Source organism: Collimonas sp. OK307 (assembly GCF_900113705.1).
Lineage (GTDB): Bacteria > Pseudomonadota > Gammaproteobacteria > Burkholderiales > Burkholderiaceae_D > Collimonas.
This window is the reverse complement of sequence record NZ_FOQI01000022.1, coordinates 16,597-41,892: the sequence shown is the minus strand read 5'-3', so window position 1 is coordinate 41,892 and position 25,296 is coordinate 16,597. Positions and strand designations below refer to the sequence as shown.

The 25,296-nt window shown below is 56.3% G+C and carries 27 protein-coding genes, 1 tRNA gene and 1 riboswitch; of the genes, 16 read left to right on the top strand and 12 right to left on the bottom strand.

The genetic code is table 11. The features are described 5' to 3' along the window. Positions 1-119 precede the first annotated feature (119 nt). From BM205_RS21720 to BM205_RS21700, 5 genes are all read left to right on the top strand, one after another. Entirely contained in the window at positions 120-1,418 is a 1,299-nt protein-coding gene (locus BM205_RS21720; protein ID WP_092416951.1) for an NAD(P)/FAD-dependent oxidoreductase, read from the top strand. Between the two features lie 148 nt (positions 1,419-1,566). Further along, the gene (locus tag BM205_RS21715) at positions 1,567-1,983 is read left to right on the top strand and encodes a glycine zipper domain-containing protein (RefSeq protein WP_092416950.1); all 417 of its coding nucleotides are present in this window, start codon (positions 1,567-1,569) and stop codon (positions 1,981-1,983) included. A 155-nt stretch (positions 1,984-2,138) separates the two neighbouring features. Continuing rightward, the gene (locus BM205_RS21710) at positions 2,139-2,342 is read left to right on the top strand and encodes a hypothetical protein (RefSeq protein WP_092416949.1); all 204 of its coding nucleotides are present in this window, start codon (positions 2,139-2,141) and stop codon (positions 2,340-2,342) included. Positions 2,343-2,506: 164 nt separating this feature from the next. Further along, a complete protein-coding gene (locus BM205_RS21705; RefSeq protein WP_139227351.1) occupies positions 2,507-3,256 on the top strand; it encodes a c-type cytochrome in 750 nt (249 codons plus the stop codon). Positions 3,257-3,272: 16 nt separating this feature from the next. Continuing rightward, the gene (locus tag BM205_RS21700) at positions 3,273-4,571 is read left to right on the top strand and encodes a c-type cytochrome (protein ID WP_092416948.1); all 1,299 of its coding nucleotides are present in this window, start codon (positions 3,273-3,275) and stop codon (positions 4,569-4,571) included. Between the two features lie 57 nt (positions 4,572-4,628). On the opposite strand, the gene BM205_RS21695 is transcribed toward BM205_RS21700, so the two are convergent. After that, a complete protein-coding gene (locus tag BM205_RS21695; RefSeq protein WP_092416947.1) occupies positions 4,629-5,612 on the bottom strand; it encodes an NAD(P)H-quinone oxidoreductase in 984 nt (327 codons plus the stop codon). Positions 5,613-6,133: 521 nt separating this feature from the next. On the opposite strand from BM205_RS21695, the gene BM205_RS21690 reads away from it, so the two are divergent. From BM205_RS21690 to BM205_RS21645, 9 genes are all read left to right on the top strand, one after another. Continuing rightward, on the top strand, positions 6,134-6,634 hold the full coding sequence (locus tag BM205_RS21690) for an MASE4 domain-containing protein (protein WP_092416946.1): 501 nt from the start codon (positions 6,134-6,136) through the stop codon (positions 6,632-6,634). Further along, positions 6,520-7,248, top strand: coding sequence for a GGDEF domain-containing protein (locus BM205_RS21685; protein WP_175511347.1), 729 nt, complete (start codon positions 6,520-6,522; stop codon positions 7,246-7,248). The genes BM205_RS21690 and BM205_RS21685 overlap by 115 nt, the downstream gene beginning before the upstream one ends. A 251-nt stretch (positions 7,249-7,499) precedes the next feature. Next, a complete protein-coding gene (locus BM205_RS21680; protein ID WP_092416944.1) occupies positions 7,500-8,153 on the top strand; it encodes a hydrolase in 654 nt (217 codons plus the stop codon). 78 nt (positions 8,154-8,231) lie between these two features. Then, on the top strand, positions 8,232-10,079 hold the full coding sequence (locus BM205_RS21675) for an amidohydrolase (protein ID WP_092416943.1): 1,848 nt from the start codon (positions 8,232-8,234) through the stop codon (positions 10,077-10,079). Between the two features lie 325 nt (positions 10,080-10,404). Beyond that, positions 10,405-10,596, top strand: a complete 192-nt coding sequence (locus BM205_RS21665) for a DUF1427 family protein (protein ID WP_092416942.1) — start codon at positions 10,405-10,407, stop codon at positions 10,594-10,596. Continuing rightward, positions 10,593-10,745: a DUF1427 family protein gene (locus BM205_RS21660; RefSeq protein WP_092416941.1), complete on the top strand. Its 153-nt coding sequence runs from the start codon at positions 10,593-10,595 to the stop codon at positions 10,743-10,745. The genes BM205_RS21665 and BM205_RS21660 overlap by 4 nt, the downstream gene beginning before the upstream one ends. A gap of 25 nt (positions 10,746-10,770) precedes the next feature. Continuing rightward, positions 10,771-11,475: a YoaK family protein gene (locus tag BM205_RS21655; RefSeq protein WP_175511350.1), complete on the top strand. Its 705-nt coding sequence runs from the start codon at positions 10,771-10,773 to the stop codon at positions 11,473-11,475. A 77-nt stretch (positions 11,476-11,552) separates the two neighbouring features. Next, positions 11,553-12,476: a DedA family protein/thiosulfate sulfurtransferase GlpE gene (locus BM205_RS21650; RefSeq protein ID WP_092416939.1), complete on the top strand. Its 924-nt coding sequence runs from the start codon at positions 11,553-11,555 to the stop codon at positions 12,474-12,476. A gap of 58 nt (positions 12,477-12,534) precedes the next feature. Next, a complete protein-coding gene (locus BM205_RS21645; protein ID WP_092416938.1) occupies positions 12,535-13,461 on the top strand; it encodes a LysR substrate-binding domain-containing protein in 927 nt (308 codons plus the stop codon). A gap of 72 nt (positions 13,462-13,533) precedes the next feature. On the opposite strand, the gene BM205_RS21640 is transcribed toward BM205_RS21645, so the two are convergent. Next, positions 13,534-14,235: a pirin family protein gene (locus tag BM205_RS21640; RefSeq protein ID WP_092416937.1), complete on the bottom strand. Its 702-nt coding sequence runs from the start codon at positions 14,233-14,235 to the stop codon at positions 13,534-13,536. Positions 14,236-14,325: 90 nt separating this feature from the next. Between BM205_RS21640 and BM205_RS24365 the strand changes: the two genes are divergently transcribed. Next, positions 14,326-14,478, top strand: coding sequence for a hypothetical protein (locus BM205_RS24365; RefSeq protein WP_175511346.1), 153 nt, complete (start codon positions 14,326-14,328; stop codon positions 14,476-14,478). 118 nt (positions 14,479-14,596) lie between these two features. Here the strand turns inward: BM205_RS24365 and BM205_RS21635 are convergent, their stop codons facing one another. The 10 genes from BM205_RS21635 to BM205_RS21590 all read right to left on the bottom strand — a co-directional run bounded on the left by BM205_RS21635 (position 14,597) and on the right by BM205_RS21590 (position 22,371). Further along, positions 14,597-15,676 carry an acyltransferase family protein gene (locus tag BM205_RS21635; RefSeq protein WP_092416936.1) on the bottom strand — a complete coding sequence of 360 codons (1,080 nt, stop codon included), beginning with the start codon at positions 15,674-15,676 and terminating at the stop codon, positions 14,597-14,599. A 249-nt stretch (positions 15,677-15,925) separates the two neighbouring features. Beyond that, positions 15,926-16,001: transfer RNA gene (locus BM205_RS21630), tRNA-Lys, on the bottom strand. A 90-nt stretch (positions 16,002-16,091) separates the two neighbouring features. Then, a complete protein-coding gene (gene ybgF, locus BM205_RS21625) occupies positions 16,092-16,838 on the bottom strand; it encodes a tol-pal system protein YbgF (RefSeq protein WP_371326521.1) in 747 nt (248 codons plus the stop codon). Positions 16,839-16,840: 2 nt separating this feature from the next. Beyond that, complete coding sequence (gene pal / locus BM205_RS21620; RefSeq protein WP_092416934.1) at positions 16,841-17,356, bottom strand: peptidoglycan-associated lipoprotein Pal; 516 nt, start codon at positions 17,354-17,356, stop codon at positions 16,841-16,843. Positions 17,357-17,406: 50 nt separating this feature from the next. After that, positions 17,407-18,690: a Tol-Pal system beta propeller repeat protein TolB gene (gene tolB, locus BM205_RS21615; protein WP_092416933.1), complete on the bottom strand. Its 1,284-nt coding sequence runs from the start codon at positions 18,688-18,690 to the stop codon at positions 17,407-17,409. Between the two features lie 3 nt (positions 18,691-18,693). Then, positions 18,694-19,629 carry a cell envelope integrity protein TolA gene (gene tolA, locus BM205_RS21610; protein WP_092416932.1) on the bottom strand — a complete coding sequence of 312 codons (936 nt, stop codon included), beginning with the start codon at positions 19,627-19,629 and terminating at the stop codon, positions 18,694-18,696. A 10-nt stretch (positions 19,630-19,639) separates the two neighbouring features. Further along, the gene (locus BM205_RS21605) at positions 19,640-20,074 is read right to left on the bottom strand and encodes a biopolymer transporter ExbD (RefSeq protein ID WP_092416931.1); all 435 of its coding nucleotides are present in this window, start codon (positions 20,072-20,074) and stop codon (positions 19,640-19,642) included. Further along, positions 20,074-20,775, bottom strand: coding sequence for a protein TolQ (gene tolQ / locus BM205_RS21600; RefSeq protein ID WP_092416930.1), 702 nt, complete (start codon positions 20,773-20,775; stop codon positions 20,074-20,076). The genes BM205_RS21605 and tolQ overlap by 1 nt, the downstream gene beginning before the upstream one ends. Positions 20,776-21,021: 246 nt before the next feature. Continuing rightward, positions 21,022-21,486 carry a tol-pal system-associated acyl-CoA thioesterase gene (gene ybgC, locus BM205_RS21595; protein ID WP_092416929.1) on the bottom strand — a complete coding sequence of 155 codons (465 nt, stop codon included), beginning with the start codon at positions 21,484-21,486 and terminating at the stop codon, positions 21,022-21,024. 138 nt (positions 21,487-21,624) lie between these two features. Beyond that, positions 21,625-22,371 (bottom strand): SDR family oxidoreductase, encoded by a 747-nt coding sequence (locus tag BM205_RS21590; protein WP_092416928.1) that lies wholly within the window; start codon positions 22,369-22,371, stop codon positions 21,625-21,627. Positions 22,372-22,661: 290 nt separating this feature from the next. Between BM205_RS21590 and BM205_RS21585 the strand changes: the two genes are divergently transcribed. Beyond that, the gene (locus BM205_RS21585) at positions 22,662-25,010 is read left to right on the top strand and encodes a TonB-dependent receptor (RefSeq protein WP_092416927.1); all 2,349 of its coding nucleotides are present in this window, start codon (positions 22,662-22,664) and stop codon (positions 25,008-25,010) included. Positions 25,011-25,167: 157 nt separating this feature from the next. Further along, a riboswitch (ZMP/ZTP riboswitch) is annotated at positions 25,168-25,292 on the top strand. Positions 25,293-25,296: the final 4 nt, after the last annotated feature.

Here is a 25,296-nt window from a genome sequence, read left to right as displayed (position 1 = left end):
CACTATTGCGCTATGCGGCACTATAAAAGTAGACTTGCCAGGCGGTTCGCTGGTTTTTGTGTCTGCGGAAGCCCAGGTTTCCAAGCGTGATTGGTCAATAAAATTTGAAGGATAGATGCATGTCAGATGAAATCGTGATTGTTGGCGGTGGCGCCGGTGGGCTTGAGCTGGCTTGCAAGCTCGGCCGCAAGTTGGGGAGCGGCCACGTCACGCTGGTAGACCGGGCGCTGTATCACATCTGGAAGCCGTCCTTGCACGAAGTCGCAGCGGGTACGCGCGATATCCATCAGGAAGGCCTGTCTTACCAAATGTTGGCTCATGACAACAAATTTCGTTTTGTCTATGGCGCCATGAGTGCTCTCGATAGTGGCAACAACACGATCACGGTGGATGCGGTACTCGATGAATCGGCGGACGAATTGATCCCGGCACGTCAAATCGGGTTCAGCAAACTGGTGATTGCGGTCGGCAGCGTTTCCAATTATTTCGGCATCAGCGGCGCCGAGGAAAATACGATTTCGCTGAACACCACCGAAGACGCCGAACAATTCCGGCTGCGCCTGTTGAAGATGCTGTCGGCGGCGGATTTGAAGAAAGAAAAGAATCCGGATGCCGGGGTCGATATCGTGATTGTCGGCGGCGGCGCTACAGGCGTTGAGCTGGCGGCAGAATTGCGCGATGCCAGCAGCGTGTACACCGATTACGATTTTCCGCACCTGAGTCCGAACCGCGACGTTCGCATCACCATATTGGAAGGCGCGCCACGCCTGCTGGCGCCTTTGACGGAACGGGTCTCGAAAGCCGCTACCAAACTCCTGCAGGAGCGTGAGGTGAAAGTGGTGACAGATTGCCGTGTCGCCAGCATCTCGGAGAATTTTGTCACTGACGCCAACGGTAACAATTATGTTTCCGACCTGTGCGTATGGTCGGCCGGCATCAAGGCGCCCGATTTCCTCAAGGCGCTGGGACTGCCGGTGACAAAATCAGGCCAGCTGGAAGTCGACGGTTTCCTGAAGGTTGCCGGTAGCGGCAATATCTATGCGCTGGGCGATTGCGCGGCATGCATCGGGCCGGATGGAAAAATGGTGCCGCCGCGCGCCCAGGCGGCACATCAGCAGGCTGATTATCTGCTGGAGACGTTCGTCCGCGCCAACAAGGGCCAGGCTGCACAAGATGCACCCTATGTCTATACGGACCACGGTTCGCTGGTGTCGTTCGGCAGGAATACTTCGGTTGGCACCTTGATGGGCTCATTGACCAAGCTTGGCTGGTTTGTAGACGGTTTCTTTGCCCGTATGATGTACGCCAGCCTGCACCTGATGCACTTGAATGCCTTGCTGGGGCCGGTTCGTACCGGCGTTACGGCGGCCGCCAGCAGCTTGATGAAGCACGCCAAACCGTCAGTCAAACTGCACTAAACCTGTAGATGTAAGTATGTTGTGCAAATGTAAAAGTGTGTATCGCTTGCATGGTTTTTCCGGAAGCTGGCCTATAGTTCAAATCAACAGCCGCGATCTTGCAATTTTTGCCGGGCTGTTGACTATACGACCCTTAAAGGAGTCAACCATGCTGTACAAAAAATGGATTTGCGTTGCGCTGCTGGCTAGCACAACTGCTGCAATTTCAACCTCTGCCATGGCATACGACGATGGCGCCAATACTGCCATCGGTGCGGTAGCCGGCGCTGTCATCGGCGGCGCGGTGGGCGGCCGTAACGGCGCTATCGTCGGCGGCGTGCTTGGTGCTGCAGTAGGCGCGACTTCCGGCGGCTACCGCCAGGATGATCGTGGTTACTATGACCGTGGAGAAGGCTATTATGCGCAGCCTGCGCCAGTGTATTACCGGCCGCAGCCGGTCTACTATCGCCCGGCCCCGGTGTACTACCAGCCGCAACCTGTGTACTACCGGCCAGCACCGGTCTACGTGGAAAGCCGCGACTATTATTACCGCCAGCCGTACCGAGGCGGTTACTACGAGCGCTGATCCAGGACACCAGCTATCATTGAAACTTGAAACGCCGCCCCGGATGTGAGTCCGGGGCGGCGTTTTTTCGTTGCAATGGATTCTTTGCTATGCGCCAGTCCGTGAAAGTTCTATATTGAAAATATACAACGGGCCTGGCAACCAAGGAGACTGCGATGGGTAAAACTAAAGATGTTTCGACGAACAGCACCACCGACAAGAAAAAGAAACCGCAACCCTTGAGTCCGGCCGAGAGATGGACCGGGCACGCGCTGGACGGCAGCCAGCAGCTCGATATCGTCGAAGAACAAATGTACGTGAATGAACCGGGAACTACGATCGACCAACCCCTGGTACCGCCGCAGAAACCGCCAAAATGAGATTTCCCGACTGTTTCGCCGTGCCTCCGGCCTGGGACAATTTGTCCAGCCCGAACGGCTGTTGCGGTAGGGTATTTACCGTACTTGCTAGTTTATAATCGTAACCTGAATGCCCTCCCAAAAAATGCAGCGGAAAACGCAGCAACATAACAAGGCAGGAAATCATGTCGATTCTTTCGGTAAGACCGGCCACCGGCCGCGCGGGCCATCTTAGTTCGAAATTTCTGTTTTTCGTTGCCGCGACGTTGCTGGCGGTGGTTGCCAATGCGGCAGAAGTCGACGCCGGCACGGTTCCCGATACCATCAAGCAGCGCCTCACCGCATGTACTGCCTGCCATGGCGAACAGGGGCGTGCCACCAACGATGGCTACTATCCGCGCATCGCCGGCAAACCGGCTGGCTACCTCTACAACCAGCTGCATAATTTTCGCGAAGGACGCCGTCGGTATCCGATGATGACCTACCTGGTCGATCATTTGTCTGACGCTTATCTGCAGGAAATCGCCCAGTATTTTGCAGATCAGCACCCGCCTTACCCGGCGCCGCAACCATTCGATCAGTCGAACGCAACTCGCGAGCGCGGCGAAACCCTGGTCAACAAGGGGGATCCTGCCAAGAAAATTCCAGCCTGTATCGCCTGCCACGGCGGCGCCATGACCGGCGTCATGCCGGCTACACCGGGTTTGCTTGGCTTGCCGCGAGATTACCTGGTCGGGCAGATAGGCGCATGGAAAAACGGCGCACGGCACGGCAAGGCGCCGGACTGCATGGCGCAGGTTGTGCAACGCTTGAGCGCGGATGATATCGGTGCGGTGTCGGCATGGCTGGCGGCGCAACCGGTCCCCGCCGACGCCGTTGCAGTTGCTCCAACCTCGGTCAAATTGCCGCTTGCTTGCGGCAGTGTCCCCAACTGATGAAGCGGAGCCAAGAATGAAACGGATATTCATGTGGGCAGCCGGCGCTCTGGTGTTGCTGATCGCGGTGGCAGTCGGGGTGGTGGCGATGCTCAACGTCGACGATCGCGGCGACCAGCCGCCGCCGGCGGCGACCGCTGCAGTGAGTTCCACCGAACAGATTGCGCACGGCGCCTATCTGGTGCGCACCGGCGATTGCATGGCTTGCCATACAGCGCGCGGTGGCAAGGAGCTGGCGGGCGGGCGCGCGATACAGACGCCGTTCGGCGCCGTCTATTCGCCGAATGTCACGCCTGACAAGGAAACCGGTATCGGCACCTGGTCGGCCGACGATTTCTGGCGCGCGCTGCATAACGGTAAATCGAAAGACGGCAGCTTGCTGTATCCGGCTTTTCCGTACACGAACTACACCAAGGTCACGCGCGCCGATGCCGATGCGATGTTTGCGTATTTGCAGAGCGTGCCGCCGGTACAGCAAAAGAATCTGGAACACGATTTACGTTTTCCCTATAACCAGCGGTTCCTGCTCTACGGCTGGCGCGCCCTGTATTTCCGGCCTGGCGTGTATCAAGCCGAGACGCAACAATCCGTCGAATGGAATCGCGGTGCTTACCTGGTGCAGGGGCTGGGTCACTGCAGTGCTTGCCACACCACCCGCAATGCACTTGGCGGCAGCGATCTGAAGGCGGAACTGGGCGGGGGCTTTATCCCGGTGGTGAACTGGTACGCACCCTCGCTGACATCGGATGAAGAAATCGGTCTTGGCGACTGGGATATCCAGCACATCAGCGCTTTGCTGAAAGATGGCATCTCACCGCGCGGCACCGTGTTGGGGCCGATGGCGGAGGTGGTGGGCGCCAGCCTGCAGCATCTGAGCGATGCGGATGTCGGTGCGATGGCGGTTTACCTGAAATCGTTGCCGCGCCAGAAGGAAGCGGCGGCAGAAAAAGAGCGCGCCAGTCCTGACCAGGTGGCAAGGGCGATGGAGCTGGGCCAGAAGATCTACAAGAATCATTGCGTGGATTGCCACCAGGCTTCTGGCAAAGGCGCATGGCCGGCCTACCCGCCGCTGGCAAGCAATCACGCAATCACCATGTCGGCGCCGGTGAATGCGATCCGGGTGGTGTTGAACGGCGGCTTTGCACCGAGTACGGCTGCCAATCCGCGTCCTTACGGCATGCCGCCGTACGGTCCGACGCTGAGCGATAGTGAAGTCGCTGCGGTCGTCTCGTATATCCGCAACAGCTGGGGTAACAAGGCGCCGATCGTGAGTGCATCGGAAGTTAGCCGCTATCGCTCGGTGCCGTTGGATTAACTATAAAAACCACGCACGGTCATAGGGTGGGCACAGCGTGCCCACCTTGCGTGTTGTCTAGTGTTCGATAGTCAGCATGATCTTGCCGATGTGCGAACTACTCTCCATCAACGCATGAGCTTGCGCCGCCTGCTCAAGCGGGAATGTCTTGAAAATCACCGGCTTGATTTTTTTTGCCGCCAGCAGCGGCCAGACGCGCTCGCGCAATTGGGCCGCAATAGCGGCCTTGAAGGCGATCGGCCGTGGCCGTAAGGTCGAGCCGGTAATCGTCAGGCGCCGCATCAGGATGTGGCGGAAATCGATATTGGCGCTGCTGCCGCCGAGGGTAGCGATGAATACCAGGCGGCCGTCGTCGGCCAGGCACTTTATTTCGCGCGGAACATAGTCGCCGGCCACCATGTCCAGGATGACATCGACGCCTTTGCCGTCGGTTGCTTCCTTGATGACAGCGGCGAAGTCTTCAGTGCGGTAGTTAATTCCGCGTTCGGCGCCCAGCTCTTCGCAGGCACGGCATTTTTCATCCGAGCCGGCGGTAGCGAATACCCGATGGCCAAGTGCCGTGGCGATCTGGATCGCCGCCGCGCCGATGCCGGAACTGCCGCCCTGTACCAACAGGGTTTCGCCGCTCGCCAGTTTTACCCGATCGAACACATTGCTCCAGACAGTGAAAAAAGTCTCCGGCAGCGATGCCGCTTCCACTGCGCTCCAGCCATCCGGCAGAGGCAGGCACTGCGCGGTAGGCGCACAACAGTATTCGGCGTAGCCGCCACCTTGGACCAAGGCGCATACCAGATCGCCTTTCTTGAAAGTGCTGTCGCTGAAATCGCCATCGACAATTTCACCCGCGATTTCCAGTCCCGGCAAATCAGACGCGCCCGGCGGCGGCGAATAATTGCCTGTGCGTTGAAACACGTCGGGCCGGTTGATGCCGGCGGCCTGCACCTTGATCAATACTTCGCCTGGTTTGAAAGACGGGAGAGGGCGTTCACAGATTTGTAATACATCCGGGCCGCCGGGGTGGGTGATTTCGATAGCGCGCATGGCATGGTCTCAAGGAAGGGGGGAAACGGCCATTGTATTGCAACTCGCAAATCTCTTTTGAAAACGATATTGATAGCTTTTTTGTATTAACCCGATGTAGGCATTCAAGCTATTATTTAGTGGTCGCAAGGAAAGTTTCTTTTTGGAAATTAAAATATCCAGGAGTTTTATAAAGAACAGGCAATGACCAACCGCGCACTTAATGCAGGTGACACAGCCATCCTCAAGCCAGCCTGGCACCAGACAAGTGCTTCGCCAGCGACACGTCTGGCGACCGGCGACCAGCGGCGGCGCGCACTGTGGACCTGCATCGGAATTGTCGTGGCAACACTGCTGTTATTGCCGCTGGCGGCGTTCATAGGGCCGCCGGTGCCTGCCTTCCTTCCTTCGTACCAGACGGCGACTGTAGTTGCCTACGTCATCATTACCTATCTGATTTTTGCCCACTATCGGGCCACCAGGACACTCGATTTGCTGTACATCGGTGTGGCGGCTGTTTCTATTGCGCCGGGATTCTCATCGTGCAATTCCTGGCTTTGCCCGATATGTTCCTGCCGCAAAGGGCGGTTCTGGGCGGCGCGCAGACTACCATCTGGTTGTGGGTTTTCTGGCATGCGGGAATGGCGCTGGGGATTTTGCTTTATGCTGCGAGCCTCCGCTGGAGTCCTGCTCTGGCGACTCGCCATCCCGAGCGCATGGAGCAAGTGCTGATGGCGGTGGTAGTGGTGGCGCTGGTGACAAGCCTGGTCCCGGTTATCGTATTTCATGAGCAATTGCCGCAACTCGAAGACAACGGCAATTTTCATCGTGTGGTCACTAGCGGCATCGGTCCTTTTCTGCAGTTTATTATTGCTTTGACCTTATTGATCTTGTGGCAGGTCTCACGCTTCAAGACAGTCTTGCAAGTGTGGCTGGGGTTGCCCTGGTTGCCCTGGTTGCGCTGTTATGCGACACCAGCATCACCATGGCGGGCGGCAGCCAGTTTTCAGTTGGCTGGTACGTTGGCCGCTGTAATGCACTGATTTCGGCGACGGCGCTGCTGCTGATCTATTTGCGCGAAATGAATCAGGTCTATCTGAAAACGGTGCAGGATGCTCGCCTGCTGGCGCTCAATAACGCCATGTTGGAAGTCAAGATGGATCAGGTACGGTTGGACCATCTGACTGGTCTGCCCAGCCGTTCGCTGTTTCTCGAGCTGGCGGAAACCCTGCGTAGCCGTGACTTGCTCAATCAGCAGGCGGTAGCGCGATTGTTCATCGACCTGGACGGGTTCAAGCAGATTAACGACAATCTCGGGCATGACCGCGGCGATACCGTACTGGTTGAAGTGGCCGCCGCCCTCAGGTCCGTCCTCAGGGACAGCGATATCGCCGGGCGGGTCGGCGGCGATGAATTCGTGGTGTGCCTGGTGGCTCCCCCGGCCGTCATCAAAGCCACTGCTACCGCGGTTGCCAGCCGCGTCGCCGCCATCGGCGACGGTATCGGCTGCAGCATCGGCATCGCCCTGTGCCAGGCGGAGAGCCTGGAGTGGGATGCAGCCTTACGCCAGGCTGATGAAGCCATGTACCAAGCCAAGCGCCAGGGTAAAAGTCGCTTCACCGTCTATGGTCATTCGCTTCTGGATGAACTGGCCTGAGGCTTGTTTGCGGCGAACATGTTCGTCAGCGCTGTCCCCTGTATTTCCTGACCCTTTCTGTGCATTCTTCCTGCTTGAAAAATATCGAAAAATTAATGATCGATTAATTCGATCATTGCTCAACAAATTTTCCGTTTTTCTTTTGATTTTTCCTCGACCATACTGCAACTCATTGGCACTAACCTAATGCCAATCAATAGAAAACAATTTTTTTAAATATCGAATTAATTGCATATCAAAGAGGAGAAATCATGCCAATCGCCACAGGCAAGCCAGGAAGCACACTGCTGGATCCCGTCAACCACACCTTGATCATGATCGATCATCAATCGCAAATGGCGTTCGCCACCAAATCCATCGATCTGGCGTCCTTGCGCAATAACGTCGCATTGGTAGCCAAGGCCGCAAAGGAATTCAAGGTGTCGACAATTTTGACCACGGTCGCCGAAAAGTCGTTTTCAGGCCCCATCTTCGACGAAGTCAAAACCGTGTTCCCCGAGCAGGAAGTGATAGACCGGACCACCATGAATACCTGGGAAGATGCGCGCATTGCCGAACGGGTCAATGCCATCGGCAAGGGCAAGATCGTGCTGGCCGGTTTGTGGACTTCGGTGTGTATCGTCGGTCCGGCATTGTCGGCCCTGGATCAGGGATTCGAAGCGTATGTAATCACCGACGCCAGCGGTGATGTGTCCGACGAGGCGCATCAGCGTGCGGTTGAGCGCATGATCCAGCAAGGCGCGCGGCCCATGACCTCGCTACAGTACCTGCTGGAACTGCAACGCGACTGGGCACGCGGCGATACCTACAACGAAACCGTGGCCACCTCGATTGCCCACGGCGGCGGCTACGGCCTCGGCTTGATTTATGCCAAGACCATGTTCAACGCTTCCGAAGCGCATTAAGAGCGGTCGGTCCTGTTCAGTTACTCAGTCACCGACAGGGCCGTGTTGTATCAGATCCGATAGCGCGAGGGGAAAACCATGAGTGCAGACATGATTTTGTTGAACGGCCGTTTTCATACGGTCGACAAGACGCAACCGCTGGCGACGGCAGTGGCAATCAAGGACGGTAAATTCATTGCAGTCGGCGATGCCGAAGAGGTGATGCGTCATCGCAGTGCGACGACCCAAGTGATCGACCTGAACGGCCGTACCGTGGTGCCCGGCTTGAACGATTCCCACATCCACTTGATCCGCGGCGGCCTTAACTACAACCTGGAATTGCGCTGGGAAGGCGTGCCTTCACTGGCGGATGCCTTGCGCATGCTGAAGGAACAGGCTTTGCGAACACCGCATCCGCAGTGGGTGCGTGTGGTCGGCGGCTGGACCGAATTCCAGTTTGCTGAAAAGCGCATGCCGACACTGGAAGAAATCAATACGGCAGCACCTGATACGCCGGTGTTTATCTTGCACCTGTATGACCGTGCCTTGCTCAATCGCGCCGCCTTGCGCGCTGTAGGCTATACCAAGGACACGCCGAATCCGCCCGGCGGCGAGATCCAGCGCGATGCGGCTGGCAATCCGACCGGCATGCTGATCGCCAGGCCGAATGCAATGATCCTGTACGCCACCCTGGCCAAGGGCCCGGCATTGCCGCGCGAGCAACAAGTCAACTCTACCCGCCAGTTCATGCGCGAACTGAACCGGCTCGGCGTCACCAGCGCCATCGATGCCGGCGGCGGCTTTCAGAATTATCCCGAAGACTACGCCATCATCGACCAGCTGGCGCGTGACCAGCAGTTGACTATCCGCGTCGCCTACAACCTGTTCACCCAGCGCAAGGGACAGGAACTGGAGGATTTCCAGAAATGGACGGACATGGTCAGCCCCGGACACGGCGACGATTTTTACCGTCATAACGGCGCGGGTGAAATGCTGGTGTTTTCGGCGGCAGACTTTGAAGATTTCCTGGAGCCGCGGCCGGAGCTGGCGGCAGGCATGGCGGACGAACTGGAAAAAGTGGTGCGGCATCTGGTGTCGAACCGTTGGCCGTTCCGCCTGCATGCCACCTATGACGAGTCGATCGGCCGCATGCTGGACGTGTTTGAAAAGGTGAATCGCGAGATTCCTTTCGATGGCTTGCACTGGATATTCGATCATGCGGAAACCATCACGCCGCGCAATATCGAACGGGTGCGCACACTTGGCGGCGGTATCGCCATCCAGCACCGGATGGCGTTCCAGGGGGAGTATTTTGTCGACCGTTATGGCGCCGCCGCCGCCGCCCACACGCCGCCTGTGGCACGCATGCTGGACATGGGTGTACCGGTCGGCGCCGGCACCGACGCTACCCGCGTGGCCAGTTACAACCCTTGGACTGCACTGTACTGGCTGGTATCGGGGCGCACCGTCGGCGGCATGAAGCTGTATGACACCGCTGCCAGGTTGCCGCGGGAAACCGCACTCGAACTGTGGACTGCCGGCAGCGCCTGGTTCTCCAGCGAGCAAGGCAAGAAAGGCCGTATCAGGCAAGGGCAACTGGCCGATCTGGCCGTCTTGTCTGCCGATTTTTTTGCTATCGATGAAGACGGTATCAAGGCGCTGGAATCAGTGTTGACGATAGTCGACGGCAAGGTCGTCTACGGCGCGGCTGAATTTTCACCTCTCGCGCCGCCGCCGATTCCGGTATTGCCGGATTGGTCGCCGGTGAAAAATGTGCCGGGGCATTTTCGTCCTGTGTTGCAACAACGCCATGCTTTACCGCATCAATGCGTCGGCGCATGCGGTGTGCACACCCATGCGCATGACTCGGCAAGAAAATCGAACCTGCCGATTTCCGATTACTCCGGTTTCTGGGGCGCGTTAGGTTGCAGCTGCTTCGCCTTCTGAATTTGCGCCGGACTGCTCCGACAGAGTCCGTCTTAAGCCTAGGGCCTGTTAACAATTAATTTGGGAGATGCGTTCAAACCAAAACGTGTGCTGGCAAGGCGCGTGGCGCAGCTGGGGCTGGTGCCCCAGCAAGCCATGCAACGCGGCCAGCGCACGTTTTGGTTTGAACCCTCCGGGAACGGCTGCAGGCGTCACATGCCGTCGTTGCATCTCCTTGCCGTAGCACCGCTACGTCGCGTCGCTGCGCCTAGGCACGCAACGCCTGCCGCGCGTTCGCACTCCCAAATTAATTGTTAACAGGCCCTAGACTTCATCGAGGATTATCATGCGTTATACAAAAATACTGACGGGTTTGCTACTATCGTTCGTGGTCGGCGCTGCTTGTCGCCTGGCGCAGATTCCGGTGCCTTCACCGCCGGTGTTAAGCGGAGCGCTGCTGGTGTTCATGATGAGTAGCGGATATTGGCTTGTAGGTCGTTATCTGGCGACCCGTGTTGCGCCCGAGGGACAATCATGATTGCCCTGCTGCTGGGCGCCATCCTGGGGTTGCTGGTGGGCGCGGTCTGCCGCTGGTTCGATTTGCCTTCACCAACGCCGCCGACCCCGGTCGGCGCTTTGCTGGTGGTGGCTATGACGCTCGGCTACGTGATCGCGGGCCGGGTTTGAAGAGACGGGTTGAAAAGAGAATATGATGCAGCCAAACAGTCGTATGACCCATCAGTCGATCGTATTAAGTTTTCTGGCCGGTTACGTCGATACCGTCGGTTTTATCGCCTTGCTCGGTTTGTTCACCGCGCACGTTACCGGCAACTTCGTGCTGATCGGCAGCGAGCTGGCCAATCATTCGCACGGCGTGCTGATCAAGTTGCTGGCGTTCCCGGCTTTCATATTCGCGGTGGCGCTGACGCGCGTGGCGCACATCTGGCTGGAACGCAGCGCCAGAATACCTATGCCTTATCTGCTGTTGCTGCAATTATTCTTTTTGCTATGCTTCATGGTCGCCGGTTGTCTGGCCGAGCCTGTCGGCAATACGGAGGCGCCGCTGGCTTTGCTGGCCGGCATATGCGGCGCCGCCAGCATGGGCGTGCAGAATGCCAGCAGCCGCCTGATCTTGCAGCACCTGACGCCGACCACGGTAATGACCGGCAATGTCACCCAGCTGGTGATCGATCTGGTCGACATCCTGCGCGGCGCGGCGGACGACGTAGTGCGCCAGCGCTGCATCAAGTTCTTCTGGCCGGTGGTGGCATTCGGCGCCGGTGCGATAGGCGGCGCGTTCGCCTACAAGTACCTGCTGTTTTTCGCCCTGTTGTTGCCGGCTGCGATGCTGGCCTTGCTGGCCGCCACAGAATATCTTTCAGAAAAGACCGGAGCCGGATCGCCATCAACTTTATAATGATCAAGGAATTTACTACTGTATTTTGATATTGCCTATATGGCAATTTCCGACATGGCGATGAGGCGACGAAAGAGATGACCTATTTGTTTCATTTGATTGAGCAATATGGGCTGGTCATCGTATTTTTCAATGTGCTGGCGGAACAACTGGGGGCGCCGGTGCCGGCGTATCCGACCCTGGTGATTACCGGCGCCCTGATGCACCGCGGCGACTACTCGGCGCCGGTGCTGCTGCTGACTGCCGTAGCGGCGGCATTGATCGCCGACTTCCTCTGGTATCTGGCGGGCCGCCGTTATGGCAGGAGGGTGCTGTCTACACTGTGCCGGATTTCGCTGTCGCCGGATTCCTGTGTGCGTCAAACCGAATCGATCTATTCGCGCTGGGGTGCGCGCTCATTACTGGTGGCCAAATTCATCCCCGGTTTCGCTTCCATCGCCAGCGCACTGGCCGGCACCATCGGCACCAGCCGCACGAGATTCCTCATCTACGATAGCTTAGGTGCGGCATTATGGGCCGGCCTGGCGATTTTCCTCGGTTCGCTGTTCAGTACCACCATCGACGATCTGTTGGGCGTGCTGACTGAACTGGGCCAATACGGCATGATGCTGGTCGCCGCCGGATTTGCCATCTTTGTCGCCAGCAAATGGTGGCAGCGTCGGCGTTTCCGCATGTCCTTGCGCATGGCGCGCATCTCGGTGGAGGAACTGGATCAGTTGTTCAAGGAAGGCTTCACCCCGGCGATTGTCGATGTGCGCTCGCCGGCTTCGCAACTGGCTGGACGGATTCCCGGTGCGTACACCATCTCGCATCAGGAAATCAACAGCTTCGTCTTCGATGCGCCGATGGATCAGGAAATAATTGTCTACTGCGCTTGCCCTAACGAAGCCTCTGCCGCCCTGGTTGCCAAGCAGCTGATGCAGAGGGGGTACAAGAAAGTACGGCCGTTGTCAGGCGGTATAGATGCCTGGATCGCGGCCGGCTACGCCATCGATTCTTAGTCGGTTTTTAGTTGATTTTTAGTCGATTCCTAGTCTTTTTCTCTCTATCCGGAGTGCCATGTTCAGAATCAGTCTCGATGCACTGTTGATTCTCGACGCCATCGACCGCCGCGGCTCGTTCTCCGCCGCCGGCAGCGAATTGCATCGGGTGCCTTCGACCATTTCCTATACCGTGTCGAAACTGGAACAAGACCTGGGCGTGCAGGTGTACGAGCGCCAGGGGCCTAAAGTCACGTTGACGCGCGCCGGCGCAGAATTGCTCAAGGAAGGCCGCTATCTGCTGAAAGCGGCGGAAGACCTGGAACATCGTGTGCGCCGCGTGGCTTCAGGCTGGGAAACCGAACTGACGATATGCATAGACTCGTTGTTTTCGGTGGCGGCGCTGGAAACCGATATCGCCAATTTCTGCGGGATTGCCGATAAAACCCGTTTGCGCATTGCCAGGGAATCTCTGGCGGGCACCTGGGAAGCCTTGCTGGAACGCCGCGTTGATTTGCTGATTGCCGCACCGGGGCAGGGGCCTGCAGGCGGCGGTTATATCGCCGAACAGATAGGGACGATCTCTTTCGTGTTTGTGGTGGCGCCCACGCACCCGCTGGCCAAGGTCAAGCGCGTATTGGGCAAGGCGGAGCTGCATCCGCATCGAGCCATCAGCGTGGCAGATTCGGCGCGCAGGATGGCCTCGCGCACGGTGGGTCTGTTGTTTGGACAAGACACGCTGACTGTGCCGGATATGCGCAGCAAGTACGATTTGCAACTGGCCGGCATAGGCTTCGGTTTCTTGCCGGAGCCATGCGCACGCGCAGCGATTGCCTCCGGCGCCTTGATTGTGAAAGAAGTGGAAGAACCGAAACCGGATGAAACGTTTTCGCTGGCGTGGCGCACCGGCGACGATGGTGCCGCCTTGAACTGGTGGATCGAAAGAATGCGCGACAGCGATGCAATGGCGCGTTTGATCCGGCATGTGCCGGGGGCGTCTAAATAAACAGGCCGGACGGCGTGAAGTGGTTCTGCCTGAATCCCGGCCTGGATCATTTCTGTAAATCAGAATACAAAATCAATAAGGCAGATCGAACAGCAGCACTTCTGCGGCGTCGGCATTCGCCAGCGTGATCAGATTCTCCGCCGTCACCTTCACCGCATCGCCGCCCTTAAGTTCGGTGCCGTTGACGCTGAGACGGCCGTGTATCACATGCACGTACGCGTTGCGTCCGCCAGCCAGCGCGTATTGCAGCGGCTGGTCACCGTTCAGGATCGCTGCGTAGATCGATGCGTCCTGATGTATCAGCACCGAGTTGTCGCGGCCATCGGCTGATGCGATCAAACGCAGCTGTCCCTGTTTTTGCGCGACGGTGAAATGCTTTTCTTCATAGCTGGGCGGAATGCCTTTGACATTCGGCTGAATCCAGATCTGCAGGAAATGCACAGGCGCTGTCGCCGAGTGATTGAACTCGCTGTGGCGTACGCCGGTGCCGGCGCTCATCCTTTGCACATCGCCGTAATGCAAGACCGAACCGGTACCCATGCTGTCCTTGTGTTCCAGCGCGCCATCCAGCACATAAGAAATGATTTCCATGTCGCTGTGGCCGTGCGTGCCGAAACCCTGGCCGGCTTGCACCCGGTCTTCATTGATCACCAGCAGCGGCCCGAAGCCGGTGTGCTGCGGATCGAAATATTGGCCGAACGAAAATGTGTGGCGCGAATTCAACCAGCCGTGATCGGCAATACCGCGTTCTTCGCTTTTACGAATTTGAAGCATGATTTTCTCCGTCAGTTACTGCAGGCAACGCCATTTTTCACAGTGAAAAATGAGTGCGGTGGATGCAGGGTGGGATCGACAGGGAGAAGTATGCGCGTTGCCAAATCAAAAGAAAAACGGAAAAAATATGGGTGTATGTTCGAATTTATCGATAGTTCTATGGAAGCTTTAAATTCGATGTTGCCGGGGCTTGCTGCTGTTTATAGGGTGCTGAATGATTATTTGCGCTGGCAAAAAAATTGATCATCAAAAACAAAAAAACTACTTACTTGCTGTAAGCATCTTTGACATTGGTTTTCGCGGTACTGATCAGTCATGTTAAGTAAGATACCTATGACAACCTGATGTGTCGTGGCGAAGGTCATGTGGCGTTTATCGCACTAGGGCGACTGCCTTGCCAATTTTTCAATTTGAGAAATGGCTTCTCAACGACATACCAGCTTGCGGCACCAAATATAATGCAGATCAAGGTAGTGAGGGGCACCAATGTGGGTGCGGATATCTCTGGATAAAATAAGATTAGCAATTTTGTCACTGGCCATGCGGATAAATATAGGCCGTACGAAACATCCGGGAGTTTGTTGAAGTATGACAAAACCGGTATGCGGGCAAGAGCAAAATAAAACAACAGATACCCACCAAGGGTAGCCAGTGCGATCTCTGCTGTTCTAATGCTGAAAAGGGCAGCCAGCAGTAATGGGATTAGTACTATCAAAAATTTCTTTTCGTATCGCAAAGAGTCGCGATAGAGAAAAAAACAGCCACCGGCGAAAAAAAACATACTTAAGCGATATATCGGGTTAACCAAGTCGCAGAAACCGAAGCAAGTCGTTTGTACGCCAAAATTGTGCAGCACATTGAGTGCAAGCAGAATCAATGTAGTTGAGAGCCACGAAGCCCTATGCCGCAGCAACCCGAAAATCCCAAACGCCAAGATGGCCAAATAGCAATAAAATTCATAACTGATCGTCCACATCGAACCATTGATCAGGGGATAGTGGCTGCCCACGAAAACGGGGGGGACTTGAGGTACTTGAAGTGCCAACATGCCCTTGGCGAACGCTGGAATATCAAATTGAAAAAAGTACCTGGGATCTGCAGCTAAGGGGCCAACGATTACGGCGGAAATTAGCGACCAGGCAATGAATGCTGGAAATATTCGCAACACTCTTTTTTTTAAAAAGGAAAATGCCTGTGGAGTTTCGTGCCAGCTTTGAGTAATCAAATACCCACTTATTAAAAAGAAGCCGTCTACGGCGAATTCGCCAAACGATATGGTATGGAATAGCTGAGTCAGTAATTCTCTGTGTCTGTTCCCGTCAATTAATTCAGGTCCATGAGAAACGATGACCAGAATCGCCAGTACCAGACGGCACAAATTGAAATTATTAGTGCGCTGCAAGTGTGAGGCGGGTGACGTGTTTATGGTTTTTGGGTGCATTCGAACAGTCAAATCACTAGGAGGAGGGATATGAAATTCATTCAATATAGCAATATTGCTCTAAGAAGGAATACTTTTTTTTGATTTGACTGAGTTATACAATTTTATTGCGTTGACTAGGTACTTCCGGTTGTGATTTCTGAGTGAAAGTATGCATACCGCTTTTGCCAAATTTAGCAAGAATATCAAAATCGATGCCTAATAAAAAAGCCCCCATTGCTGGGGGCTTTTTACTGTACTGCTTATTCGTGGTAGGCCGTGCGGGATTCGAACCTGCGACCAACGGATTAAAAGTCCGCTGCTCTACCAGCTGAGCTAACGACCCGAAAGACGGCTATTATATGTAATGTGCATATGAGCTGTCAAACCCATATGCACTTTTATTTACATAATTTGCAAAAATAAATTCTGCGGCTTACTTAAGTGTTGTCAGGCGTTCTTTTGCCGTCTGTGCTGCCGGCGTGTTTGGATACTGCGACAGCAGTTGTTCCAACGCACGTTTGGACTGAGGTTTGTTCTTCAGCTCGGTATAGCTGCTGGAGATATTCAACAGGGCATCGGCAGCCTTGGGGTTGTCGGCGTACTTGCTGACGACCACCTGCTGCGCTGCAATCGCATTCTTGTAATCACGCAGAGCGTAATACGAATTCCCCAGCCAGTATTGGGCTGATGGCGCTAAACCCGAACTCGGGTTGGAGCGTACAAAATCCGAAAATGCGGTTACTGCAGTTTTGTAGTCACCGGATTTGAAGGTCGCCAATGCTGCATCGTAGGCCTTCTGGTCGTTGGCGCCAACGCTGACTTCCTGCCCGTCGACACTGACTTTTTGCGGCTCCAGCTTGCGCAAGCGGGTATCCAGGTCGACATAGAAATCTTTCTGGCGCTGCTGCGTGTTGGCCAGCTCGTTGGTCAGCACTTCGATTTGTCCGCGCAGCTTGGCCAGTTCCTGATTCAGGTGGTCATTCTGATCCGACAAACTAAGCGAACTGGATTTGTCCGCCTTGCCGTCGACTCGTGCATTGACCGCGTCAATCTTGGCGCGTATATCCAATATCGCCCGACGTGCTTCATCGTCGTCAAACAGCCCGGCGTGGGCGGTCGGAGCGGAAAAAACTGCGGCCAGCATGGCCGCAGTCATCGTGGCTTTGAAGAACGTCCGCATCATTATTGATAAACGATGTCGGAACGGCGGTTTTCAGCGTAGGACGCTTCGTCGCTGCCGAGAGCCTTAGGCTTTTCTTTACCCAGCGAGACTGCTTCGACCTGAGTATCCGAAACGCCTAACAATACCAATGCCTTGCGAACTGCTTCAGCACGCTTTTGTCCCAGCGCCAGATTGTATTCACGGCCGCCGCGATCATCGGTATTGCCTTGGATGATGATCTTGCGATTCTTGTGGCTGTTCAGGTATTGCGCGTGCGCTTCAACCACGGACTTGAATTCATCCTTGATGGTGTAGCTGTCGAAATCGAAGTAGATGCTGCGCTTCGAGAGGATGCCGGTTGGGTTGTTGAGCGGATCGCTGCCGGTATCGACAGTATTGACCGAACGTGTATCAGCGCCGGTGGCGCCGCTATCGACGACTGGAACAGCTTTGTCGTCGAGTTTGACTGGGGAGGAGCAAGCGGCCAGCAAAATGGCGCTGGCAACGATAAGGGCAAAGTTTCTGATATTTAGCATTTTTAATTCTCCAGAGTGGGAAACGAACGTCGATTCAAATTACTGCGTGATTATTTCATGAAAGGACCCCAAGTAGGCTCCCGTATATCGCCTGCCTGCATAGTTAAACGCTGTTTAACGCGGCCGTCAACCGAGACAACTGCCAGTGAGCCGCGGCGGCCTGATTCAGTGGCGTACATGATGTATTTGCCGTTCGGCGAAAAACTTGGGGATTCATCCTTGACGGTATCCGACAAACGCTGTTCCTGGCCGTTGGTCAGGTCCAGTACATACAGCTGGAAGCGGCCGCCGCGCTGCGAAATATAGGCCAATGCTTTGCCGTCAGGTGAAATCCGCGGGCTGATATTGTAGCTGCCGCCGAACGTCACGCGCTGCGCGTCGCCGCCGTTGGCGCTCATCTTATAGATTTGCGGGCCGCCGCTGCGATCGCTGGTGAAATAGATGTTTTGGCCGTCAGCTGAAAATTGCGGTTCGGTGTCGATACCGTTGGTATTGGTCAAACGGCGCAAGCCGCCGCCGTCGGCGTTCACCATATACACCTGGGTCAGTCCGTCGCGGGCCAGCGCAATCGCCAGCTTGGTGCCGTCTGGGGACCATGATGGCGCTGAATTACTGCCTTTGTAGTTGGCCACCACGATGCGCTGCTTGGTGATCAGGTTTTGCACGTAGACCACCGGTTTTTTGGCTTCAAACGAGACGTAGGCAACCTTGGTGCCGTCGGGCGACCAGGCTGGCGAAATGATCGGTTCGTTGGAACGCAGGGCGACCTGGGTGCCTTCGCCGTCGGAATCGGCGACTTCCAGGCGGTATTCCTTGCCGGCCTTGATGATGTAGGCGATGCGGGTAGCGAACGCACCGCGTCCGCCGATCAGTTTTTCATAGATATCGTCAGCGATCTTGTGCGCGGTAACCCGCGTGTTCTGTGGCGCCGCGGCCATCGCCAAGGCTGACAACTGGGCTGATTTGACAGTGTCCAGCAGACGATAACGCACATCGAAGCGGCCATCGGCCAGGCGTTGCACGCTGCCGATCACCAAAGCGTCGGCGCCGCGTGCCTTCCAGTCGCCCATGTTGACCTGAGCCGATTCCGAGATGACATCACCGGTATCAATAATCTTGAAAAATCCGCTGCGCGCCAAATCAGCTTTGATGATGGCGGTAACCTGTTGCGGCGCCAGGTTCTCGTCGCTGAAGCCGGCAATTGCGATGGGAATCTGGGTGGCGCCGACGCCAGAGGTTTCGATACGCAACTGGGCATTTGCCGGAGCGCTGAATACTAAAGCGGTAACCGCCAGTCCTATGATTGCGAATAGTTGGTGCAGTTTGTTTTTCATGGCTTACTGATCTTTCGGTTTGTGGATTCCGATAAAACTGGAAGGTACAGAACCCGTTTTACTGTCTTTCGGATAAGGCGCCGATCTTTCAATCGCTCGTTTTACCGCCTCGTCGAATCCGGAAACTCCAGAGGATTTCCTGAGGCGTACACTTGCGACCGAACCGTCCGGAAGCAGTTGGACATCGAACTCCACGGCCGGGTTTCCTGCCAGGCCTTCGGGAACATTGAAGTTAATGTTCGACTTGATCTTGGCGCCGACCTTTTGCCCATAGCCAGGATCGCCACGCGGTCCTTGCGACTGGGCTGCCGTGCCGGTACTGTTGGCCGCGCCGTTACCGACCGCCTGGCCCAGCATGCGCTTCAATTCATCTGCGTGGCGCTTGTTGTCGGCGGCGGCATCGGCTGCTGCCTGCTTCTTCTTGGCGTCGGCTTCCGCCTTCTTGGCTGCTTCCTGCTTTTGCTTCTCCTGGGCTGCGGCTTTGTCCTTGGCGGCTTTTTGTTCAGCCTCGGCCTTCAACTTGTCCTTGCGGTCTTCCTCGGCTTGTTGTTTTTGCAATTGTTTTTGCTTTTCCAGCTCTTCCTGACGTTGCAGGTCCTTACGTTCCTGTTCTTTGCGCTTCTTTTCTTTTTCCAGGGCAATTTCCGGATCCGGCACGGGCGGTGGCGCTACCACCGGCGGTGGCGGCGCGGTTTCCTGGACTATCGGCTCCGGTTTAGGTACTGGCGTCGGCTGCGGAACTGGTTCCGGCGGCGTTGGCGCGGCGTCCTTGATCTCCGGGCTCCAGATTTCGGCCTCGACCGCTATCGGCTGCTGGCTTTGCCAGTGAATGCCAAACCACAGGAATGCAAACAAGGCGGCATGCACTGCCGCTGCGAGCATGATGGCGCGGATGCTGCCGGGTTCTTTTGGTACGGAATACGGGGAGTTGCCTGTCATAACCAGATCGTCACTTTGTCGCCAGTCCGACGCGGTTAATGCCAAGCATCTTGGCTTCCGAAATGACCTGGATCACATCGTCGTATTTGATGTCCTTTTCGGCGGAAATCATCACCGGCATATCGGGCTTGTCCGCATGCAGGGCCTGCAGTTTCTGCTTCAAGCCGTTGCGCGAAACGCTTTCGGCCGTGCTCATGCCGCTTTTCTGGCCGTTGATACGGATACTGGCCTGTTCGCCCTGTCTTAACGTGACTTCTATATATTCGGTCGGCGGCGTCGCCGATTTCGCCGCATTCGGCAAATTGATGACGCTCGGGTTAGTCAGCGGCGCCGAGACCATGAAAATCACCAGCAATACCATCATCACGTCGATGTACGGGACAACGTTGATTTCCGCCTTGAATTTGCGGGTGCGGCCGCCGCGCATGGATGATTGCCCCGACATTAGCGCGCCTGACGTTGCAAGATGTTGGAGAATTCTTCGATAAAGCTCTCGAAGCGGATGGCCAGGCGATCGACGTCATGGGAAAAACGGTTATAGGCAACCACCGCCGGAATCGCTGCAAACAAGCCGATCGCGGTAGCGATCAAGGCTTCGGCGATACCCGGCGCAACTGCTGCCAGCGTTGCTTGCTGTACGTTTGCCAGGCCGCGGAAAGCATTCATGATGCCCCACACTGTACCGAACAGACCGACGTAAGGCGATACCGAACCGACCGAGGCGAGGAAGGCCAGATGCGATTCCAGTGCATCCATTTCACGCTGGTAGGCCGCGCGCATGGCGCGCCGCGCACCTTCCAGCAAGGCTGCATTGTCGTTGCCGCCCTTGTGGCCGATGGAAGCCTTGACCTTGTTGAACTCATCCATGCCGGCTTCGAAAATGCGTTCCAGCGCGCCGGTTTTTCCTGCGCCTTTGCGGCGATTGGAAGTGGCGTCCTGGTACAGCGTGCTCAGGTTGCCGCCCGACCAGAATGCGCGCTCGAAATCTTCCGTCTGCGAACGGGCGCTGCGGATGGCGAACATCTTGCGGAAAATATAGGTCCAGCTCATCACGGAAACTGCCAGCAGCAGCGCCATGACCAGCTGTACTAATACGGAGGCATTGGTAATGAGGGTGATAAACGAAAGATCTTGGGTGACAGTCATGGATAGCGGTCTTGAGGAATGGTCTTAGGTTTAAGTAAAATACTCAAACATTGAATTGTAATCGTAAAGCGCCTACCGCCAAATTAACAATTAATGACGGAATGTTGCCGGGCGCTATCGCGTTATCCCGGTTTCTTTGTATTGCTGCATCAGACCGTGTCCGGTGGGCGAAGGTTCATTGTGACGTAAGAGTTGCTGTTCTGCACTATCGGCTAAGTGCATCAAAACAAGCCATTAACCCAAAAACTATGCTGTTGCCGGTACAGAATCGGCGGCGCCGGGCCTAATATTGTGCAACACCTGTTTCGGAATTGCCTGCGGCCGGAAGGTGGCGGCATTGACGCAGGCCACGCTGATGCGGCCGGTCGCCAGCAGTGTCGGTTCATTTTCACCCAGGCGCCAGGCTTGCTGAATGAAGTCAACGCTGGCTCGCCCCATGCGCTCGACTACTACGGTCAGTTCCAGCTCGTCATCCAGCTTGGCAGGCGCATGATAGTCGACGCTGGTGCTTTTTACGACAAACATGACGCCATCGGTCTGCTCCAGCGTGCGCTGGCCGACGCCGGCCGCGCGTAACCATTCGGTGCGGGCACGTTCGAAAAATTTCAAATAGTTGGCATAAAACACTACACCGCCGGTATCGGTGTCTTCGTAATACACCCGGATGCGCCAGCTGAAGTCGGGATGCGGGGCGGTTGTTATCTTGCTCATTGTTTGGGTTGCTTCGGTTGTGTGCGGGACAGCAGTTGCCATCTATCGGCACATTGTAGGGTGGGCACAAGTGTCCACGCATTGCTGCGGTACATCCGCGTGGGCATTTGTGCCCACCCTACGACTAATGTTGCTTATTTAGCTACGTTTGATGCTCATGCCAGCAAAACCCTGGCAGGTCGGCATCATTTCGATGCGGTTGATATTAATGTGGGCAGGCAAGGTCGCGACCCAGTAAGCGGTGTCGGCGATATCGCCAGGTGTCAGGGGCTGCGTGCCTTCATACACCTTGGCGGCAGCCTCGTCGTTGCCGCGGTAGCGCACATTGGAGAATTCGGTGCCGCCGCACAGGCCAGGCGCAATATCGGTTGCGCGTACACCGGTGCCGACCAGATCGGCCCGCAGGTTCAACGTGAATTGCTTGACGAACGCTTTGGTGGCGCCATACACATTGCCGCCGGGATACGGATACTCGCCAGCGATAGAGCCGAGGTTGATCACGGTGCCGCGTCCGCGCGCCACCATGCCGGGCAACACCAGGCGGGTCATGGTCACCAATCCCTTGCAGTTGGTTTCGATCATGGTCTCCCACTCCTCCAGCGAGGCTTGTTGCGCTGATTCCACGCCCAGCGCCAGGCCGGCATTGTTGACCAGGACGTCGATCTCTTGCCATTCGAGCGGCAGGGCAGCCAGCGCGGCGCTGATTGAAGCCTTGTCGGTGACGTCCATGACGATCGGCAGCACTGCGTCGCCCAATTCGGCTGCCAATTGATCCAGGCGGTCCTTGCGGCGTCCGGTAGCGATGACCCGATGGCCGTTCTTGGTGAATTTATGTGCCATTTCGGCGCCGAAGCCAGATGTTGCGCCAGTAATCAAGACAATCATGGTCAATGCTCCTGTTGTTGCGATGTTTGGTGTAGCCGGAAATTGTAGCCCAATTTGCCAGACCCGCCATTGACAATCGCTGCCGGCCTCTGGCACGCATGCCTGCCACTGGGGTGCGGCTGTTTAATTTCTTTGGTGCAAGCCGCACCAAAACACGACGCAAAAGCCGACTGTCATTTTGACCGCAATGCATTGCGGCCTGTGTTGGCGCCTGCATCGACGCCTGTGGCATACATATTGCTGATAAGCATTTTTCGTCGCTGCTTATCAATCATAGGGGTTATAAAACAATGAGACCAAGTTCCGCAAATTTGACCTGCGCGATGGCTGTGGCCGCAGCAACTTCAGCGTTGCTGTTGACGACAGTTACGGCGGGGGCGCAGCAACCGCCTGCCAGTGCCGATATGGCTGCTGCACCTGAGGCAAAAAAATCAGCGAAGCCGACCGAGCAGATTGAGGCGGTGCTCGTCACAGCGCAAAAGCGCAAGGAAGACGCGAGCAAAGTGCCGCTGAGCATCTCGGTGGTTAGTGGCGAGGAGCTGCAAGCCGCGCACATCAACAACTTTGCGGATGTGACGCGCGCCGTGTCGAATATGTCGTTCTCCGGTGCCAGCGGCTCCGGGGCAGGGCTGAGCAATATCGAAATTCGCGGCATCAGCTCGGCCGCCGGCTCGGCCACTGTCGGCGTGTACCTGGACGACGTCTCGATGACCACGCGCAATCTGTACAGCATGGGCAGTTCCGAGCCGAAGTTCTTCGACATCGATCGTATCGAAGTGCTGCGCGGCCCCCAAGGCACGCTGTATGGTGCGAGTTCGATGGGCGGCACCATCAAGTTCATCAGCAACCAGCCCAACCTGAAGGAGCGCGAAGCCAGCGTCTATTCCGAAACCTCGTCGACCAAGGGCGGCGGCACCAACTACACGGTCAACGGCGTCGTCAACCAGCCCTTGATCCCGAACGAGCTGGCGCTGCGCATCGGCATTCAGACCGGCCATGAGAGCGGCTACATCGACCAGGTATCGCCAGTTACCGGCAATGTGATCGCCAAAGGCATCAACTCTCAGGATTCAAGCGTGGTGAAGCTGGCGATGAAATGGGCGCCGACCCGCGACCTCAGCTTCACGCCATCGGTGTTCTACCAGGAAGTCAATTCTAAGGATATCGATGCGTCCTATCTGAGCCTGCCCAAGAACCAGACCAGCAAGCTGGTGCGCGAGCCGGGCAACGACCGTTTGCTGGTGCCCAGCCTGACTGTCAATTACGACATGGGCAAAGCTGACCTGATCTCGGTTTCCAGCTTTTATCAGCGGACTTTCAACCGCACCCAGGACGGCACTACAGTCAACAACCTGGGTTTTGCCGTGCCGGCTACGCCGCCGGGCCTGGCTGCTGCGATCGGCGCCTTGCCGTCCGCGGTTTACCTGCAGAACCAGGTGCGGCAGTTCTCGCAAGAATTTCGCGTTACTTCCAAGCCGTATGATCAGAAAGTGTCGCCGTTCACCTGGCTGGGCGGCGTCTATTACGCCAACCTGCATACCAACGTGACCGACAACGAACCTATTTTCGGCCTCAACTCTACCTACGCCGCTTTTGGCGCTAATCCGGCCGATCCCGGCCAGCTCGGGATCGCTTTCCCGAACGACAATTCCTACTTCAGCGAACGGCATTACCATACCGAACAAGAAGCGGTGTTCGGCGAGCTGAACTATTATTTTCTGCCGAACTTGCACGGCACCGTCGGCATGCGCTATCTGCAAGCCACCGACAGCTTGAGCCGCAGCGGCGATTATTACTGGAACGGCGGCCCGACCACCTCATCGGTCAGCACCAAATCTTCGGCGTTCACGCCGAAGGTCTCGCTGATTTGGGAGGTCGATCCGAACAACACCGTGTACACGTCGGCTACCGAGGGCTTCCGCCTGGGCGGCAACGACCGTCCGATCCCCGCGTCGCTGTGTGCGTCCGACTTTAGCAATCTAGGCATCACGCAAGCGCCGACGTCATTCAACTCCGACAAACTGTGGAGTTATGAAATCGGCAACAAGTCGCGTTTGCTGGGGAATCGCCTGTCGTTCAATGCGGCTCTCTTTTATATCCAATGGAATGATTTGCAACAGGATATCCAGTTGCCCGGCTGCGGTTTCGACTACGAGACCAATGTCGGCAAGGCAAAAAGCTATGGCGCAGAGTTCGAGATCAAAGGCAAGCCCACTGCCAATATAGTGCTCGGCCTGTCCGGCGGCTACACTAATGCGACCTTGTCGTCCGATGTGCCGTCATTGAAAGCGCACGCCGGCGATCCAATCCAGGGCGTGCCCAAATACAATGCCAGCCTGACCGGCCAATATACCTTCAACCTGAGCGGCGACTATTACGGCTTTGCACGTGCTGCCGCGCACTGGACCGGCAGCAGCCACGGCACCCTGGTGGCCACCGATCCGGATTATTCGCGTCCGGCATACAGCACCATCGACGCCAGCATTGGCGCCACCTTCGATCAGTGGGAATTAACCTTGTTTGTCAAGAATGCAAGCAACAACGACAAGGTGATCCAGCGTCCAAACGTGCAGTCGATATCAGAAGGTTACCGGGTTGCGCCGCGCACGATAGGGATCAGCCTGTCGGGTAAGATATAAGCAGCTATAAGCAATGTACGCATGTATTGACGATTTATTGTTTTTTAGCAAACCATGATCAAGGGCCGCCCCCCCGGGCGGCTTTTTTTTATCCGGCGTCGAGGCGCGCGCCAATCTTGCCCAAACCAGGCGCTATCGCTTACAATAGCCGCACCATTTCGTCTCACGTAACTGGCGAAAAAACCGGACCGCGCGGATTCATAAGATTGCAGCGGCTTCGGCAAAAGGTGGGCATCCACCGGGAAGCGTGAGATTTCATCGCCGTACGCCTGGGCAGCCCGAATGG

Coding starts and splice junctions, on each gene's coding strand:
- BM205_RS21720 (WP_092416951.1), top strand. CDS start 120: ATGTCAGATGAAATCGTGATTGTTGGCGGTGGCGCCGGTGGGCTTGAG.
- BM205_RS21715 (WP_092416950.1), top strand. CDS start 1,567: ATGCTGTACAAAAAATGGATTTGCGTTGCGCTGCTGGCTAGCACAACT.
- BM205_RS21710 (WP_092416949.1), top strand. CDS start 2,139: ATGGGTAAAACTAAAGATGTTTCGACGAACAGCACCACCGACAAGAAA.
- BM205_RS21705 (WP_139227351.1), top strand. CDS start 2,507: ATGTCGATTCTTTCGGTAAGACCGGCCACCGGCCGCGCGGGCCATCTT.
- BM205_RS21700 (WP_092416948.1), top strand. CDS start 3,273: ATGAAACGGATATTCATGTGGGCAGCCGGCGCTCTGGTGTTGCTGATC.
- BM205_RS21695 (WP_092416947.1), bottom strand. CDS start 5,612: ATGCGCGCTATCGAAATCACCCACCCCGGCGGCCCGGATGTATTACAA.
- BM205_RS21680 (WP_092416944.1), top strand. CDS start 7,500: ATGCCAATCGCCACAGGCAAGCCAGGAAGCACACTGCTGGATCCCGTC.
- BM205_RS21675 (WP_092416943.1), top strand. CDS start 8,232: ATGAGTGCAGACATGATTTTGTTGAACGGCCGTTTTCATACGGTCGAC.
- BM205_RS21665 (WP_092416942.1), top strand. CDS start 10,405: ATGCGTTATACAAAAATACTGACGGGTTTGCTACTATCGTTCGTGGTC.
- BM205_RS21660 (WP_092416941.1), top strand. CDS start 10,593: ATGATTGCCCTGCTGCTGGGCGCCATCCTGGGGTTGCTGGTGGGCGCG.
- BM205_RS21655 (WP_175511350.1), top strand. CDS start 10,771: ATGCAGCCAAACAGTCGTATGACCCATCAGTCGATCGTATTAAGTTTT.
- BM205_RS21650 (WP_092416939.1), top strand. CDS start 11,553: ATGACCTATTTGTTTCATTTGATTGAGCAATATGGGCTGGTCATCGTA.
- BM205_RS21645 (WP_092416938.1), top strand. CDS start 12,535: ATGTTCAGAATCAGTCTCGATGCACTGTTGATTCTCGACGCCATCGAC.
- BM205_RS21640 (WP_092416937.1), bottom strand. CDS start 14,235: ATGCTTCAAATTCGTAAAAGCGAAGAACGCGGTATTGCCGATCACGGC.
- BM205_RS24365 (WP_175511346.1), top strand. CDS start 14,326: ATGCGCGTTGCCAAATCAAAAGAAAAACGGAAAAAATATGGGTGTATG.
- BM205_RS21635 (WP_092416936.1), bottom strand. CDS start 15,676: ATGCACCCAAAAACCATAAACACGTCACCCGCCTCACACTTGCAGCGC.
- ybgF (WP_371326521.1), bottom strand. CDS start 16,838: ATGCGGACGTTCTTCAAAGCCACGATGACTGCGGCCATGCTGGCCGCA.
- pal (WP_092416934.1), bottom strand. CDS start 17,356: ATGCTAAATATCAGAAACTTTGCCCTTATCGTTGCCAGCGCCATTTTG.
- tolB (WP_092416933.1), bottom strand. CDS start 18,690: ATGAAAAACAAACTGCACCAACTATTCGCAATCATAGGACTGGCGGTT.
- tolA (WP_092416932.1), bottom strand. CDS start 19,629: ATGACAGGCAACTCCCCGTATTCCGTACCAAAAGAACCCGGCAGCATC.
- BM205_RS21605 (WP_092416931.1), bottom strand. CDS start 20,074: ATGTCGGGGCAATCATCCATGCGCGGCGGCCGCACCCGCAAATTCAAG.
- tolQ (WP_092416930.1), bottom strand. CDS start 20,775: ATGACTGTCACCCAAGATCTTTCGTTTATCACCCTCATTACCAATGCC.
- ybgC (WP_092416929.1), bottom strand. CDS start 21,486: ATGAGCAAGATAACAACCGCCCCGCATCCCGACTTCAGCTGGCGCATC.
- BM205_RS21590 (WP_092416928.1), bottom strand. CDS start 22,371: ATGATTGTCTTGATTACTGGCGCAACATCTGGCTTCGGCGCCGAAATG.
- BM205_RS21585 (WP_092416927.1), top strand. CDS start 22,662: ATGAGACCAAGTTCCGCAAATTTGACCTGCGCGATGGCTGTGGCCGCA.